This window comes from Pseudorhizobium tarimense (assembly GCF_022968135.1).
GTDB classification, from domain to species: Bacteria; Pseudomonadota; Alphaproteobacteria; order Rhizobiales; family Rhizobiaceae; genus Neorhizobium; species Neorhizobium tarimense.
The window spans coordinates 141,003-156,715 of the sequence record NZ_JALJRA010000011.1 but is presented as its reverse complement, the minus strand read 5'-3'; the positions used below and the strand labels follow the sequence as shown (position 1 = coordinate 156,715).

Here is a 15,713-nt window from a genome sequence, read left to right as displayed (position 1 = left end):
GCCTCCTGTTTCTCGTGTCAGTGCTTGCTGCGGGAGACGAACTTGTTGAAGCGGCTGGTTTTTCCACCTGACGTTTCTTCCTGGTAGAGGAAGCAGAGCTCGTTTTCATCGAAGATCGAGAAGAAGTCGTCCCAGCTGATCTGCTCAAGAGAGTCCTCGGGTTCGCCGAAGTCTACCCGTAGGATCCCGCCTTCGCCGGACGTCTTGACGCGTGCCGGATGGCCTCCACGCTCTTCAACCCAACCACGGATTTCCTTGTGATCGGTCGTCTCCACGGATTTGCTCATCTGTGCCTCCTTCTTGAGTTGGTAATCTCAGAACCAATGCGCGGAGACTTATGTTCCTGAGGATTATGAGCGATCCAGGCAAGGCGTCGCTCGATCGGATCGCCCAAGGAACTGTAAGCTTTGGTCTCTCGGGCAGCTCAAGCATCCGCCGCCCGAGAAATCTGCGGCGAAATACCTCATCGCGGCTGATGCGGCATACTGCCCCGCTGCGGCGATGCGCCCGTATTGACCTTCGGGAGCATTAAAACATCTTAGGGAGCGAAGCCGGAACTGCCGGCGTCCAACGGCCGAGGTGCGGAGCTCATGTTCGAAAATCTGGATGCCCTCGTTCTGGCTCGCTTCCAGTTCGCTTTCACGGTCTCGTTCCACATCATCTTCCCCGCCTTCTCCATCGGCCTCGCAAGCTACCTCGCCGTGCTGCAGGGCCTGTGGCTCTGGACCAAGAAAGAAGTCTACATAGAGCTCTTTGACTTCTGGAAGACGATCTTCGCCTTGGCCTTCGGCATGGGCGTCGTCTCCGGTATCGTCATGTCCTACCAGTTCGGCACGAACTGGAGCGTGTTCTCCGACAAGGCAGGTCCAGTCATCGGTCCGCTAATGGGATACGAGGTCCTTTCTGCCTTTTTTCTGGAGGCGGGCTTCCTTGGGGTGATGCTGTTCGGGCGGCATCGCGTAGGTCCGCGGCTCCACTTCTTCGCAACCTTGATGGTCGCCTTCGGCACGCTGATGTCGGCAACCTGGATCCTGGCCGTGAACTCTTGGATGCAGACCCCCCAGGGCTTCGGCATGAACGAGGCCGGCCAGTTCGTGCCTGAGGACTGGTGGGCGATCATCTTCAACCCGTCCTTCCCCTACCGCCTCGTGCACATGGTGCTCGCGGCCTATTTGACGACCGCTCTGGTCGTCGGGGCAGTTGGTGCGCTTCATCTTCTTCGCCACACTTCGCCGCTGCGCGCCGGCACTATGTTCTCGATGGCGATGTGGATGCTGACGATCGTAGCGCCGCTGCAGATCCTGGCTGGAGACATGCATGGCCTCAACACGCTCGAGCATCAGCCGACCAAGGTGATGGCGATGGAAGGTCACTACGAAAGTCATCCAGATGGGGGCCCCCTCATCCTGTTCGGCATACCCAATCCGGACGAAAACCGTGTCGACTATGCGATCGAGATCCCTAAGCTCTCCAGCCTCATCCTGAAGCACGACCTCAACGCGCCGCTTCCGGGACTCGACACAGTTCCCGAGGAACTGCATCCGCCGGTGCCGATTGTCTTCTGGTCTTTCCGCATCATGATCCTGCTCGGCTTCTCGATGCTTGGCCTCGGCCTCTGGAGCCTGTGGTGCCGCCGGCGTGGCACGTTCTACCAGAGTGACGGGCTGCATCGCGCCGCCCTGGTCATGGGCCCGGCCGGCTTCATCGCCGTCCTGGCCGGGTGGGTCACGACGGAAGTGGGCCGGCAGCCGTTCACCGTCTACGGGCACCTGCTGACGGCGGATTCGGTCTCTCCCATTTCCGCTCCCGCTGTGGGCTCGTCGCTGGTGGCCTTCATCATCGTCTACTTCCTGGTCTTCGGTGCGGGCACGTTCTACATCCTCCGCCTGATATCCAGATTGCCGCGCGACCCGCTCGGCGATCTCGACGAGGGCCCGATCCGTACGGCCGGCATCACCCCGGCACCTCACCTCGCCCGCAAGCAGGAGTACGATCATCATGGAAATTGATCTCGCGTTCATCTGGGCGGCGATCATTGCCTTCGCCGTCCTCGCCTACGTGATCCTTGACGGGTTCGACCTTGGAGTTGGGATCCTCTTCCCGCTTTTTCCCGACAAGCGCGACAAGGACGTGATGATGAACAGCGTTGCACCTGTCTGGGACGGCAACGAGACCTGGCTCGTCTTGGGCGGCGGAGGCCTTCTCGCGGTCTTCCCGCTTGCCTATGCGACCATCCTGCCGGCGCTCTATGCGCCGATCATCGCGATGCTGCTCGGCCTCATCTTTCGAGGCGTCGCCTTTGAGTACCGATGGCGCTCGCGCCGCGCGGAAGGACTCTGGAACTGGGCCTTTACCGGCGGGTCAGCCGTCGCAGCTTTCGCGCAGGGCGTGGCGCTCGGCGCCCTGGTGCAAGGCATTCCTGTCGAGAACCGCGCCTATGCCGGCGGCTGGTGGGACTGGCTAACGCCGTTCTCCGTAGCAACCGGCTTTGCGGTCCTCGTCGGCTATGCGCTGCTCGGCGCGACGTGGCTCGTGATGAAAACGACCGGCGACCTTGCGCATCGCGCCCGCCACTACGCTTACCTGTCGGGCGTCGCCACGCTTCTCGCCATGGGGTCCGTCAGCCTATGGACGCCGTTCCTTGAACCTCTTTATCTCGAGCGCTGGTTCAGCTGGCCGACGGCGGCGTTCAGCGTTATCGTTCCCCTGCTTGTTGCGGGGTGCTTCCTGACGCTGGTTCACGGGCTTCGCACGCTTCATGATACGCGCCCGTTCATTGCCTCGCTCGGCCTATTCGTCCTCGGCTACGCGGGCATCGGCATCAGCTTCTACCCCTACATCGTCCCCACATCGGTGACGATCTGGGATGCCGCCGCGCCCGACGAGAGCCTGGCCTTCCTCCTGGTCGGTGCTGCGGTGCTGGTTCCGCTGATCCTCGCCTACACGACCTATGCCTACTGGGTTTTCCGCGGCAAGGTCGATCCGGAAGAGGGCTACCACTGATGCCCGGCCCTGGTACCGGCAAGCGGATCCTCTGGTTCATCGGACTTTGGCTTGCCGGTGTGGTCTGCGTCGCGACCGTGGGATTGCTGATCAAGCTCTGGCTTGGCGCCTGATTACTTCTCGCCGGGATACTGGTTGTCCTTCAACAGCTTCGCGAGATGGACCGTGTTGCGGGCGAGCATGCCAACGGTGCTGGTGACCTTCTCCGGGATCTTCTCGAGATCGCTAAAGTTGGTGCTGTTCATTGCTTCCCCGACCCAGTAGGCCACGGCGTTGGCGGGGATGGTGAAGCCGACGTCGCTCAGCGCCTGGTAAAGCTCGGCCGAAACGTGGTGCACACCGTCCTCGTTGCCGACAACCGCAACCGCAGCCACGCGTCCGTACGATACCATCCTCCCCTGATCGTCTGTTTCGCTGAGAAAGGCGTCCATCCGCTCCAGCGCACGCTTGGCAACGCTGGAAGGCTGTCCCATCCAGATCGGCGTCCCGAGGATCAGGATATCCGCGTCAAGCACCATCTGCCGGATCTTCGGCCATTCGTCACCCTCGCCTTCATCCGAAAGCACACCGGACTTGATGTTGTAGTCTGCCAGTCGAAGGATAGTGGTCTCGACACCCATCGGCTTCATCGAAGCCTCGATGAGGCGGAGCATGCGGTCGGTCGAAGAGGGTTCTCCGCCGCTAGACTTGAGCGTGGCATTGAGGGCGAGCGCGGTAAGAGACATCTTTCACTCCTGGAAAGATAAGGCTGCCATCGGAACGGCTGCCCGACTGCGCGGTTCCAGGAATTCCTGCCTCACCGTCTCGTGAGAGTGATCAGATAATGCGTAGGTTCATTGCCCGCATTGAAGAAGACACAGTCTGCCGGCGGGCCGAGAAGCAGACAATCTCCCTTTGCGAGATGGTGCACTACCTCTCCCTCAAAGAACTCCAGCTCGCCCGAGATCATCCAGATTTGCTGCTGCTGAAACGCAAATGCTGAGGCGGGATAGGGGACACGCACTTTGGGCGGCAAGGACACCTCCACCAGTTCCACCGCAGAGCCCGCGGGCGATACCGCCCGCCGCATATAGCCTGTTTCAGGATCGTGCCACACCGGCTGCTCAACATGCGGTCTGAGTCGCTCTGGCGCCTGCTCCGCCAACGCCAGCAGGACCGAGAGTGGCAATCCGAATGCACCTGAGAGACGACCGAGCACTGTCGCGGTCGGGCTTGCCTCCCCCCGCTCGACCTTGCTGATCATGGCCTTTGAGACACCGGAACGATGAGCGAGGTCGGAAAGCGACCAGTGCCTGACCTCCCGCTCGCGTTTCAGGCGCGCAGCAATGGCATGAACCGGATCTTTCGCTTGTTCCTGCACCTGCTTGCCTTTCGTCAATCGTCTTCTATAGTGGACGACTAGATCCTATAGGAGACGGCCTCTGGAAGCAACGAGGCGGGAGAGCGGCATGGCGAAGAAGATCCTGTTCAACGCATTCGACATGAACTGCGTAGGCCACATTCAGCAGGGCCTCTGGGCACATCCGCGCGATCAGTCGGGGCGTTACACCGATCTCTCCTACTGGATTGACTATGCTCGCCGGCTGGAAGCGGGGTTGTTCGACGGGATCTTCATGGCCGACGTCGTCGGCGTAAACGACGTCTATGGCGGCAGCAATGCGGCCGCGCTTCGCGGGGCAGTGCAGGTGCCCGTAAACGACCCCATGTTGCTCGTGCCGGCGATGGCCGCCGTCACGAAGCATCTTGCTTTCGGCATCACCGCCAACCTGACCTACGAGGCTCCCTTCCTCTTCGCGCGCCGGATGTCGACGCTGGACCATCTGACCAATGGCCGAATCGGCTGGAACATCGTCACGGGCTATCTGGACAGCGCAGCGAAGGCGATCGGGCTGGATGCGCAAGCAGCGCACGACGACCGTTACGACCTGGCCGACGAATATATGAATGTCGTCTACAGGCTTTGGGAGGAAAGCTGGCAGGATGACGCCATCGTCAACGATCCCAGCCGCCATCTTTATGCCGATCCTCAGAAGGTCCATAAGATCAGGCACAAGGGGCCGCAGTACAGCCTCGATGCGATCCACCTCTGCGAACCATCGCCGCAGCGGGCGCCGGTGCTCTATCAGGCAGGCTCGTCCACGCGTGGCCGTCAGTTCGCCGCAACCCATGCGGAATGCGTATTCGTTAACGGCCAGAAGATCGAAGGGGTCAAGGCGATCATCGACGACATTCGCACGCGTGCCACCGATCGGGGCAGGAAGCCCGATGACATCAAGGTCTTCATGGGCGCAACGATCGTCACCGGGCGGACGGACAAGGAGGCGCAGGAGAAGTACGAAGACTACCGCGCCTATGTGAGCTCCGAGGCAGCCCTGGTTCACGCCGCAGCATCGATGGGGATCGACTTTGCCAAGTACGACTTGGACGAGCCGATCGAGACCGGCAAGAGTGCCGCAATCGTGTCCAACGTCGAGGCGATGACCCGAACCGCCGGTCCGCAATGGACGAAGCGGAAGCTCCTGGAGCAGATGGTGCTCGGCAGCCGCCAGCCGCCGATGATCGGATCGGCAGAAAAAATTGCCGATGAGTTGGGCAAATGGGCCAATGAAGCCGGAGTTGACGGATTCAACCTTTCGCGGACCGTGGTGCCGGAATGCTTCGACGACATCATTGAATCGGTGATACCGATCCTGCAGGATCGAGGCCTGTACAAGACGGCTTATAGCGAGGGACCGCTGCGGCAGAAGCTGTTCGGACAGCCTCGACTGCCGGCAAGGCATATCGGCGCCGGACACCGGCGATTTTCACCGGCAGCGGAATAGGGTGGGCGATGGAGAGGCAGCAATTTCGTGATGCCATGGCGCGGCTGGGCTCTGCCGTGACCATCGTCACCTCCGATGGTGAAGCCGGGATTGCCGAAACCACGGTGTCCGCCGTCTGCAGCGTCACCGATCAGCCGCCGACCCTTCTGGTCTGCCTTAATCGCTCCAGCCGCAACAACACGGCCTTCCGTCGCAATGGTCGGCTCTGCATCAATATTTTGTCAGCCGCTCACGAGGATCTGGCGCGGACGTTTTCGAACGGTGGTCTTTCGGCAGAAGAACGGTTTGCCCAAGGCCGCTGGAGGTCGGGAGAAAGCGGCAGCCCTGTTCTGGCAGGCGCCGCCGGGTCATTGGAATGCAATATCGCCGATATCTCCGAAGTGGGAACGCACTCCGTGTTCTTCTGCCGGGTAACGGCAGCGTCTGCAGGAGAGGCAGAAGAAGGTCTCATCTACTTCGATCGTGCCTTCCATAGGGTAGGGCACCCTGCATCGGTTGCGTCGCTATGACGGGAAAAGAGAGAGCCGGTAGCGAACGCTGGCGGGTTCTCGCCATCTTGTGCGGCGCCGTCGTTCTCTCCTTCTCCACCTGGTTTTCCGCCGCCGCTATCGCCCCGGAGATCAGCCGGGAATGGGCTCTTTCTCCCGCCGCCGCTGGCTGGCTGACCAACGGGGTGCAACTCGGTTTCGTGATCGGGGCGCTGCTAGCCAGCCTGTTCAACCTCCCCGACATCATCCGGATGAACCGTCTGATGGCGGCGTCGGCCGCCCTTGCTGCGGTCGCCAATGCTGCCCTGCTTGCGGAGCCCGGTCCGGCGCTTGCCATTGTCTCACGCCTCGCCACAGGCTTTGCCCTCGCCGGCGTTTATCCACCTGCACTGAAACTTGTCTCCACGTGGTTCGTCACCTGCCGCGGCCTGGCGTTCGCCGGCGTCATCGGCGCAATCACGGCCGGCTCCTCCCTGCCGCACCTCTTTCGCGGGGCAATGACAGCTGTCCATTGGCAATCGGTGGTGGCGCTTGCCAGCCTCGCCTCCCTCGCCAGCATGGTCCTGTTCCTGGTGTTCGCCCGCGAAGGGCCCCATCCATTCGGAAAGGCCATCTTCGATCCTCGCCAGATCGGTAAGGTCCTGCGCGATCGCGACGTTGCCTTGGTAAACCTTGGATATCTCGGTCACATGTGGGAGCTCTACGCGATGTGGGCCTGGCTGCTGGCCTATCTCTCGGCAGCGCTGCAGGCGATGGAGGGTGCAAGCCTGCCCAACCCCTCGCTCCTGACCTTCACCGCTGTCTCGTCCGGCGTCGCGGGTTGCTTTGCGGGCGGGCTGCTGTCCGACCGCTTCGGCCGCACGGCGACGACTGCCGGAATGATGCTCGCCTCCGGAAGCTGCGCCTTGCTGATCGGCTTCGTTTTCGACGGGCCCGAATGGCTGCTCGTTCTCGTGGTCGTGATCTGGGGGATCACCATCATCGGCGACTCGGCCCAGTTTTCGGCCGCCGTGACCGAGCTGGCCGACCGAGCCTACGTGGGAACAGCTCTCTCGCTGCAGATGGGTATGGGCTTTGCCCTCACCATCGGGATGATCTGGCTGATGCCGCAGCTTGCGAACTGGCTTGGCGGTTGGCAGTGGACCTTCTCCATCCTGGCGATCGGACCCTTCATTGGCGCAGCCGCAATGCTGGCCTTGCGCCGACGACCTGCTGCCGCCAAGCTCGCCAACGGACGCCGTTAGCCCCTTGCCATCCTATTATTCAAGCGTATAACAAACGCTCATTCTTTGCAGCGCCGGCTTGCATCGGGCTGCCGACTGCATCGTAACCTTCCTTCTCTGCGGGACCACTTGCCTTGGCTGTAACACGTAGATCCTATAGCCGGGCGACCGAGACAGAGAGGCGCGAGGACCTCATCGCCGCCACGCTGGACTGCATCGCCGAAGCTGGCATTCAGGGCGCGACAGTACGCCAGATTGCCGCCAGGGCCGGCGTAACAGGCGGACTGATCCGCCATTATTTCGCGACCAAGGACCAGATGCTGCAGGCCGCATACCGGCAGCTGATGGACGGCATCACGGAGATTACCAAGACCGCTGCCGAAGGTGCCGATCCCAAGACGCGGTTGAGGCGTTTCATCGTGGCGAACGTCACCCCGCCGGTGACGGACAGCCGAACGCTCTCCCTTTGGGCCGCCTTCATCAGTCACATCCCGCTTGATCCTGCCTTCGCTGCAATCCACCGCGAGAGCTATGTTTCCTTTCTGGCGGAACTCGAAACGCTGCTGATCGCCTTCTTTGCGGAGCGAGGACGAATTGTAAGTCGGCAGGAATGCCGCGCCTACGCAATCGCGGTGAACGGATTGATTGACGGTCTGTGGCTTGAGGGAACCCTCGCCCCGGACTTGTTCAAGAACGAAGAACTCTCCGAGACCGCCATCGCCTCGGTGGAAGCCATGCTGAGGCTTCCTCCGGGCGAGCTGTGCTGAAACCAGATCACAAAGAAGGAATCCTCATGCGCTATGCCTCCATCACCGACCGTCTCGCAGATCTCGGATCCGGTCGCTGGGCCGTTCACAGCGAAGCACGCCGCATGAAAGCCGCTGGTTTCGATATCATCGAGCTGACAATCGGCGAGCCGGACGTGGCGCCCGAAAAATCGCTTCTCGATGAGGCGGTCCGTTCCATGTATGCCGGACGGATCCGCTATTCCAATGGCCGTGGCGAGCCTTCAGTCCTTAAGTCTCTGGTCGAGAAGTATTCGAAGCGTCGGGCGGATGTGACGGAAGCCAACTTCCTCTGCTTCCCCGGCACGCAGACGGCGCTTTACACGGTCATGGCGGGCCTTGTGGAGGCGGCTGACGGCGTGCTGGTCGGTAATCCGCTTTATGCCACATACGAAGGCGTTATTTCCTCCACCGGTGCCCATCCGGTTTACGTGCCACTTAAGCCGGAAAATCGTTTCCACATACAGGCGGAAGATCTCGAGCGTGCGGTGACGCCGGAATGCCGCGTCGTCCTGCTGAACACCCCGCATAACCCGACCGGTGCCGTGCTGACGGCCGACGAGATCAAGGCCATTGGCGAGGTTTGCCGCAAGCACGATCTCTGGATCGTCTGCGACGAGGTTTACGAGCAGTTGGTATTCGACACCATCGAGTTCGCATCTCCTTTCGACCTGCCGGAGCTGGCCGAACGCACGATCGTCGTGTCATCGATCTCAAAGTCGCACGCGGCACCCGGTTTCCGCAGCGGCTGGGCCGCAGGTCCGGCAGAATTCTGCAGCAAGGTGCTGCCGGTGTCCGAGACCATGCTCTTCGGCGTCCAGCCCTTCATCGCGGATATGACGGCGATGGCCCTGTCAGAAGATTTCCCGATGGCACCGACCATGCGGAGCAACTACAGCCGCCGCGCACAGATCGCAGAACAGGCACTGGCCGGCAACAATCTGGTGAAGCCAATGCTTCCGGAAGGCGGCATGTTCATCCTGATCGACATTGCCGCAACTGGCCTGACCGGCGACCAGTTCGCTTGGGAACTCTTGCGGCAGGAAGGCGTCGCAGTGATGCCTGGAGCATCCTTCGGTGAACAGGCAGCTGGCTTCCTGCGCATTTCGCTCACCGTGCCCGACGACGTTCTTGTCACTGCGATGAAGCGTATCGGTTCGCTGGCTTCGCGGCTTGTCTCTCCGTCCGAGCGGCGAGCCTCTGCCTGAGGCGCAGACAGCGTCTAAAGAGGATACGACTACCGGTCCTAGGACTTGGGTTGGCGGGCTTTTTGTCGCTCGGCACCCTGAAGCTCCTCCTCCCGACCGAACACGCTCCGGCCGGCGAAGGCTGCGGAATCACGAAATTCGCCGGCGACGATCTCCTTGAGGTCGGGACCGGTGACATAGCATTCCAACTGACGTGCCTGGTCGTCGAGACGCTTCAGCGCCTGCAGTTCCTCCTCCCGCCCGAGCCGCCCCTTGCCAACCGCTGACTTCATGACCCTGATCGTCTCGTCATAGACCTTGAGCGGAACGGGGAACGGGTGCCGGTCCTTGCCGCCATGGGCAAGGGAAAATCGGGCGGGATCGGAGAAACGACAGGGTGCGCCATGAACGACCTCTGCCACCATGGCCAAAGCCTTCACCGTGCGTGCGCCGACGCCGGGTGTGAGGAGCAACTGTGGAAAGTCTTCCGGGCCGCGATCGGCGGCAGCCGCGAATGCAGCATGAAGACGCCGCATGTTCACGTCCTTCTCGCGCACGTCGTGATGAGCGGGCATGATGAGATGCGGCAGGAGAGGCTGTGCTGGTTGCGCCGCTTGTCGCCCTTCCAGGGCGATCACTTCTGCCACGAGCTTGTCCGGACCCAGCGAACCAAGAAGGTCCAACTGGCCGTGACGGGAGTCCGCCGCCCGACGGTCGGCGAGGTTGACGATCTCCCCTTGTCCCCTGCCCTCGATGGCCGCGTGGGGAGAGTCGAAAAAGCTCTCCAGCCCTTCGGACAACCAGTGATACCGCCGTGCCTGCCGGCGGTCGCCATCCATCCCCTGCTGCACGACCACCCACTTGCCATCATCCGTCACGATGAAACCGTGGAGATAGAGATCGAAGCCGTCCTGGACGGCGGCGCTATCGACCTTGGCAACAAGACGGCTGGTATCGCCCAGCTGGCCACCATCGAGCCCGACACGGTTGCCGATGGCCAGAAGCTCTTCCGGCGTCCTGCGCGACTGCTGTCCACGGCCGCCGCAGACATGGATGCCAAGTTCACCTGAAAGCGGCGTCAGCCCTCGCTTGAGCGCTCCGATGACGCTGGTCGTAATGCCCGAGGAGTGCCAGTCCATCCCCATCACGGCACCGAACGACTGGAACCAGAACGGATGGGCGAGCCGGCGCAGGAACTCGTCCCGGCCGTAGTGCTGCACGATGGCTTCGCTGATCAGCGCACCTAATCTTGTCATCCGTTGGCCGAGCCACGCCGGAACACGACCGCCATGTAGCGGAAGATCTGCGCTGCCTGCTCTCTGTGCCATGTTCCACCGCTTCTTCAGATCCTTTGCATATAGTAGCACCGGCAGAACAAAACATGACTTACATTTTACTCGGCCGCGAAATTCTCAAGCCTTTCGGCCAGACGTTCTATGGTTGGAACGTCAGCATTGGCGAAGGCGAAGCGCAGATACTGTTCCTGGCCCGGACCGAAATACATGCCCGGAATGCAGATCACTCCCGCCTGCTTGGCCATCCGCTCTGCAACCTCAGCCGAATTCAGCGACGGAAAGGGGTGACGGACGAAGGCGAAGTAGGCGCCCACCGCATCGATCCGCCAGGCCGGCACCTGGGCTATCACCATTCTAAGAGCCTTCGCCCGGCGCACGATTTCCTGCCGGTTTCCCTCCCGCCAATCCGCCAGCATTGGCATAGCCTGCGCAACGGCTGCCTGCGCGGCACGGGGTGCACAAATCTGGATGTTATCCATGATCTTGGCAATCTGCTCCACAGCCTTGGCGCCCGCCGTGATGGCGCCCAGCCGGTGGCCGGGAATGCAGAAGGATTTTGAGAAGCTGTAGAGGCATATCAGGCGGTCTTCCCACTCATCCTCGTCAAAAAGACCATGCGGCGAACGTCCCGGGTCAGGCAGGAAATCACGATAGGTCTCGTCGAGGATCAGCCAGATGTCCTTTTCACGGCAGACCTCAAAAATCTCCCGCAACAGATCCGCCGGGTAAACGGCACCCGTCGGGTTGTTCGGCGAAACAAGCGCCAGTGCCCGGACATCAGGTGTGATGGCCGCCGCAACGGCATCAACGCGCGGCAGGAACCCGTCATCGGCCGCGCAATCGACCGTTTTGATCGTCACCCCCATCATCGCGAGCGTCGTCTCATGATTGAAGTAGAAGGGATTTGTCATCAGCACGGTCTCGCCGGCTCCGGCGACCGCCGTCGCGGCACTGATGAAAGCCTCGTTGCAGCCGGACGTCACGTGGATGTTCTGGCTATCGATATCGGCGCCATAGACGTCGCGGACATGCTCTGCGTAAACACGCCGGAGATGGCTTTCGCCTTCGATCGCTCCATACCCGCAATAGGCGGTCGACCCTGCCATTTCCTTTAGCAACTCCAGCATCTTTGGATGCGGCGGGTAACCCGGCACGGCCTGTGACAGATCGATCAAGGGTCCGCGCGATCCGTCATAGGAGCGTCCCCAGGCAAAGACGGAGGGAACAGGCGGGGGAGCCAATTTCTGAACGAGCGGATTGAAGGGAGGCATGGGCATTCCGAAGCGTGGCGGCCGCGAGGGCCGAGGGATCGATTGATTTGCCCACTCATTTACCAGAATATCGTCAGTGGCAAGGGACGAGATCGCACGAGAAGGACTTGAAGGATGGCCGACGAGCCCATTCAGACCGAAGATACAAAGCTCACCCGGACCAAACGGAAATGGGCCGACGAAGGTCGCTTCCTCACCGGCCGCATATCGCGACCCGAGGCGGACCGCCTGCCGCCCGGTCAGCACCTGGTCAAGAACTGGCCTGTGCTGGACCTTGGCCAGCAACCGCAGATTTCCAAGGCTCAGTGGCGCCTTGACGTCCGCGGACTCGTGAATAAATCCACCACCTTCGACTGGAATGCCCTCCTCTCGCTCCCGCAGACCCAGACGCATTCCGACATCCACTGCGTGACGACGTGGTCGCGCTACGACAATGACTGGTCCGGCGTCACCACCCGCGACTTCCTGGATGCTGTCGATCCACAGCCCGAGGCCGTTGCCGTCATGCTGACAAGCTATGACGGCTACACGACCAACCTCCTGCTTTCCGATTTTGCAGCCGAGGATGCCATCATCGTCCATAGCTGGAAGGGCGAGCCGCTCGCCGAGAAGCATGGCGGACCGGTGCGGCTGGTTGTTCCGCATCTCTACTTCTGGAAGAGCGCCAAATGGCTGCACCGCATCGAGTTCCTCAATGCCGACCGAGCCGGCTTCTGGGAGAAGAACGGCTATCACATGCGCGGCGATCCTTGGGCCGAGGAGCGTTACTCCGACGACTGACGACCGGAGGCTTCGCGGAGGAAGTTGATCAGGCCGGAGAAATCAGTGTCGCCCTGGCCGTGCTTGCTGAAGTCTTCGTAGAGGGCGGCTGCACGAGCGCCCATTTCCGTTGTCGCCCCTGCCGCCGCGGCCGCTTCCTGAGATAGCTTCAGGTCCTTCAGCATCAACGCCGCGGCGAAGCCCGGCTTGTAGCCGTTGTTGGCAGGAGAAGTCGGCACGGGACCCGGCACCGGGCAGTAGGTCGTGAGCGACCAACATTGGCCGGAGGAGGTGGAGGCCACATCGAAGAGCGCCTGATGCGACAGGCCGAGCTTTTCGCCAAGCACGAAGGCTTCGCAGACCCCCGCCATGGTGATGCCGAGAATCATGTTATTGCAAATCTTCGCGGCCTGACCTGCGCCGGCACCGCCGCAACGGACGATCCGCTTAGCCATAGCCTGCAGGATAGCGTCGCCTCGTTGGTACGCTGCCTCTTCACCGCCGACCATGAAGGTCAGCGTCCCGGCCGCTGCCCCAACGGTGCCGCCGGACACGGGGGCATCCAGCGATAGGCAGCTCGCCTCCTTGGCCAGAACATGCGCTTCACGGGCGCTTTCCACATCGATGGTCGAGCAGTCGATCAACAGCGTCCCGGGCTTCAGCGCCTGCGAGATCTCGCTCCAAACGGCAAGGACGTGTTTGCCTGCCGGGAGCATGGTCACGACAACATCCGCATCCTTTACCGCAGCCGAGGTTGTTTCAGCGATCGTGACGCCCTTTTCAGCCGCAGCGTCGCAGGATTGGGACGACAGGTCGTAGCCTTTCACCTGATGCCCTGCCTGAACGAGATTGGCAGCCATGGGGCCGCCCATGTTGCCGAGACCGATGAACGCGATGCTGCTCGCCATGTTCTTCCTCCCCTTGAGCAGGCTGAAAACGCCCTGCTCTTACCATTCCTCACATCGATCCCCTCGGACGCGGTGCAAGCTCCTGATCCTCCAATCAGATGCGTCTGGTTTGGCATAGTCGCCTCGCTTGCGCCAGTGCATCCATTGCGCTCACCGCTCACCGCTCCAGCGCCACCGACTTGATCACCGCATAGACCTCCTGTCCGAGCGAAAGCCCCAGCCTTTCGGCCGAGAAGCTTGTAACGCGGGCAAAGATTTCGTCGCCCCCGCAGTTCGCGGTGATGAGGACAGTGTCGTCGTCCCGCTCCAGCGATGTGATGCGACCGGGGAGGATGTTGAGTGCGCTCAGCCCCTGCGGCTCGGAAACAGCGATGATGACGTCCCGCTCGAGGACGTGAACACGCACGGCTTTGCCCGCGCTCAAGCCATGGCCTGGCACGAGAAGAGACCTCTGCTTGATCTTTACCCGCGCCAGGCCGGACTCTAGGTCCAAACCCTCGACGACGCCACTCAGCACGCTCCCCGCCTCCCTGCGACCCAGGGCAGAAGCGACGCAGCCGGACAGGACATGGCTGGGATCGCCGGTGGCGACCACTTTCCCAGCTTCCAGAAGCACCACCTGGTCGGCGAGCCGCGCCACCTCCGTAATCGAATGGCTGACATAGATGATCGGGACGCCCGCCTCATCCCGCAACCGTTCAAGGTAGGGAAGGATCTCGGCCTTCCGCTCTTCGTCGAGCGCCGCCAACGGTTCGTCCATCAGCAGGAGGCGAGGCGCGCTGAGGAGCGCCCGACCGATCGCCACCCGCTGCTGCTCTCCGCCGGAAAGAGCATCGGGCGCACGATCAAGAAGCTGGGAGATCCCCAACAGCTCGACTACCCTGGCAAGATCGTCCCCAGTGGGTGTATTTCCGGCAAATCGGCGCCCATAGAGGAGATTGCTGCGGACGCTGAGATGGGGGAAAAGCCGCGCCTCCTGGAAGACATATCCGAAGCGCCGGCGGTGCGGCTTCAGAAAAATCGTGGCGGACGTATCGAGAAGCACCTGATCGTTGAAGACCACCTTTCCTTCATCCGGCCGTACCAGACCAGCGATGATCCGCAGAAGAGACGTTTTTCCAGAGCCAGAGCGCCCAAAAAGCGCGGTCACGCCGCCCTCGGCCGAAAATCCCGCACGCAGACGAAAGCCACCAAACCCGTGCCCTGCCTCGACGATTAAGGTCATGAGACGCGGCCGTTGCGGGACAGGACCCTGCCGATGGCTTCCGAAGCAAGAAGTGCCGCGAACGAGATAGCGACGGAGACCAGGGTCAGCCGCATCGCCCCGGCGTCTCCGCCCGGAACCTGTGTGAGCGTGTAGATGGCAGACGCGAGCGTCTGCGTCTCTCCCGGGATGTTGGAGACAAAGGTGATAGTGGCGCCGAATTCCCCCATCGCCTTGGCGAACGAGAGAATCATTCCCGCAATGATGCCCGGAAGCGCGAGCGGCAAAGTGACGGACAGGAACACCCAGGCCGGTCCTGCCCCAAGCGTCCCCGCCGCCTCTTCCAATTTTTGATCTATGGCCTCGATGGAAAGCCGGATGGACCGCACCATGAGCGGGAAGCCCATGATCGCGCAGGCAAGTGCAGCACCGGTCCAGCGGAAAGAAAAGCTGATGCCGAACCAGTCATAGAGGAAGGCACCGACAACGCCACGCCGGCCAAACGTCACAAGGAGCAGGAAGCCGGTCACCACCGGAGGCAGGATGAGCGGCAGGTGCACGATCCCGTTAAGGATCGACTTGCCCCAGAACCGGCCCCGCGCCAGAGCATGAGCGACAAGAATGCCAAGCGGAAGGCTGCACAACATGGCGACGGTCGCGACCTTCAAGCTCAGCCGAATGGCCACCCACTCTTCGTCGCTCAGTGTCAACCAATCCAAATCCGTCCTCGCCAATAGTCGCCGCAGGATGATCCGCTCCCGCTGGCCC

16 protein-coding genes are annotated in these 15,713 nt (G+C 61.7%); 8 read left to right on the top strand and 8 right to left on the bottom strand.

Features of this window, described 5'->3' with window-relative positions:
• Window positions 1-17 precede the first annotated feature (17 nt).
• Window positions 18-287: a hypothetical protein gene (locus MUU54_RS14950; RefSeq protein ID WP_239997019.1), complete on the bottom strand. Its 270-nt coding sequence runs from the start codon at window positions 285-287 to the stop codon at window positions 18-20.
• 303 nt (window positions 288-590) lie between these two features.
• Between MUU54_RS14950 and MUU54_RS14945 the strand changes: the two genes are divergently transcribed.
• Complete coding sequence (locus tag MUU54_RS14945) at window positions 591-2,009, top strand: cytochrome ubiquinol oxidase subunit I (RefSeq protein ID WP_247244811.1); 1,419 nt, start codon at window positions 591-593, stop codon at window positions 2,007-2,009.
• The gene (gene cydB, locus MUU54_RS14940) at window positions 1,999-3,003 is read left to right on the top strand and encodes a cytochrome d ubiquinol oxidase subunit II (RefSeq protein ID WP_247244810.1); all 1,005 of its coding nucleotides are present in this window, start codon (window positions 1,999-2,001) and stop codon (window positions 3,001-3,003) included. Before MUU54_RS14945 ends, cydB begins: the two co-directional genes overlap by 11 nt.
• 113 nt (window positions 3,004-3,116) lie before the next feature.
• Here cydB and MUU54_RS14935 read toward each other — a convergent pair whose 3' ends face one another.
• Both MUU54_RS14935 and MUU54_RS14930 read right to left on the bottom strand, forming a co-directional pair.
• Window positions 3,117-3,728, bottom strand: a complete 612-nt coding sequence (locus MUU54_RS14935) for a flavodoxin family protein (RefSeq protein ID WP_247244809.1) — start codon at window positions 3,726-3,728, stop codon at window positions 3,117-3,119.
• A 71-nt stretch (window positions 3,729-3,799) separates the two neighbouring features.
• Window positions 3,800-4,381 carry a helix-turn-helix domain-containing protein gene (locus MUU54_RS14930; RefSeq protein ID WP_247244808.1) on the bottom strand — a complete coding sequence of 194 codons (582 nt, stop codon included), beginning with the start codon at window positions 4,379-4,381 and terminating at the stop codon, window positions 3,800-3,802.
• 70 nt (window positions 4,382-4,451) lie between these two features.
• On the opposite strand from MUU54_RS14930, the gene MUU54_RS14925 reads away from it, so the two are divergent.
• The 5 genes from MUU54_RS14925 (at window position 4,452) to MUU54_RS14905 (ending at window position 9,529) form a co-directional block, all read left to right on the top strand.
• Window positions 4,452-5,825: an LLM class flavin-dependent oxidoreductase gene (locus tag MUU54_RS14925; protein ID WP_247244807.1), complete on the top strand. Its 1,374-nt coding sequence runs from the start codon at window positions 4,452-4,454 to the stop codon at window positions 5,823-5,825.
• Between the two features lie 8 nt (window positions 5,826-5,833).
• Window positions 5,834-6,334: a flavin reductase gene (locus MUU54_RS14920; protein ID WP_247244806.1), complete on the top strand. Its 501-nt coding sequence runs from the start codon at window positions 5,834-5,836 to the stop codon at window positions 6,332-6,334.
• Window positions 6,331-7,557 carry an MFS transporter gene (locus MUU54_RS14915; protein WP_247244805.1) on the top strand — a complete coding sequence of 409 codons (1,227 nt, stop codon included), beginning with the start codon at window positions 6,331-6,333 and terminating at the stop codon, window positions 7,555-7,557. The genes MUU54_RS14920 and MUU54_RS14915 overlap by 4 nt, the downstream gene beginning before the upstream one ends.
• Before the next feature lie 113 nt (window positions 7,558-7,670).
• Window positions 7,671-8,303 carry a TetR family transcriptional regulator C-terminal domain-containing protein gene (locus MUU54_RS14910; protein ID WP_247244804.1) on the top strand — a complete coding sequence of 211 codons (633 nt, stop codon included), beginning with the start codon at window positions 7,671-7,673 and terminating at the stop codon, window positions 8,301-8,303.
• 26 nt (window positions 8,304-8,329) lie between these two features.
• Entirely contained in the window at window positions 8,330-9,529 is a 1,200-nt protein-coding gene (locus tag MUU54_RS14905; RefSeq protein WP_247244803.1) for a pyridoxal phosphate-dependent aminotransferase, read from the top strand.
• Window positions 9,530-9,567: 38 nt separating this feature from the next.
• Here MUU54_RS14905 and MUU54_RS14900 read toward each other — a convergent pair whose 3' ends face one another.
• Together MUU54_RS14900 and MUU54_RS14895 are read right to left on the bottom strand one after the other, a co-directional pair.
• Window positions 9,568-10,836, bottom strand: coding sequence for a DUF763 domain-containing protein (locus tag MUU54_RS14900; protein ID WP_247244802.1), 1,269 nt, complete (start codon window positions 10,834-10,836; stop codon window positions 9,568-9,570).
• 65 nt (window positions 10,837-10,901) lie between these two features.
• Window positions 10,902-12,074 (bottom strand): aminotransferase, encoded by a 1,173-nt coding sequence (locus MUU54_RS14895; RefSeq protein ID WP_247244801.1) that lies wholly within the window; start codon window positions 12,072-12,074, stop codon window positions 10,902-10,904.
• Window positions 12,075-12,188: 114 nt separating this feature from the next.
• Between MUU54_RS14895 and MUU54_RS14890 the strand changes: the two genes are divergently transcribed.
• Window positions 12,189-12,854: a sulfite oxidase-like oxidoreductase gene (locus MUU54_RS14890; RefSeq protein WP_247244800.1), complete on the top strand. Its 666-nt coding sequence runs from the start codon at window positions 12,189-12,191 to the stop codon at window positions 12,852-12,854.
• On the opposite strand, the gene mmsB is transcribed toward MUU54_RS14890, so the two are convergent.
• From mmsB to modB, 3 genes are all read right to left on the bottom strand, one after another.
• Window positions 12,839-13,762, bottom strand: coding sequence for a 3-hydroxyisobutyrate dehydrogenase (mmsB, locus tag MUU54_RS14885; protein WP_354532274.1), 924 nt, complete (start codon window positions 13,760-13,762; stop codon window positions 12,839-12,841). The genes MUU54_RS14890 and mmsB overlap by 16 nt on opposite strands.
• 136 nt (window positions 13,763-13,898) lie before the next feature.
• Window positions 13,899-14,966 (bottom strand): molybdenum ABC transporter ATP-binding protein, encoded by a 1,068-nt coding sequence (gene modC, locus MUU54_RS14880; protein WP_247244798.1) that lies wholly within the window; start codon window positions 14,964-14,966, stop codon window positions 13,899-13,901.
• The gene (modB, locus tag MUU54_RS14875) at window positions 14,963-15,664 is read right to left on the bottom strand and encodes a molybdate ABC transporter permease subunit (protein WP_247244797.1); all 702 of its coding nucleotides are present in this window, start codon (window positions 15,662-15,664) and stop codon (window positions 14,963-14,965) included. Before modB ends, modC begins: the two co-directional genes overlap by 4 nt.
• Window positions 15,665-15,713: the final 49 nt, after the last annotated feature.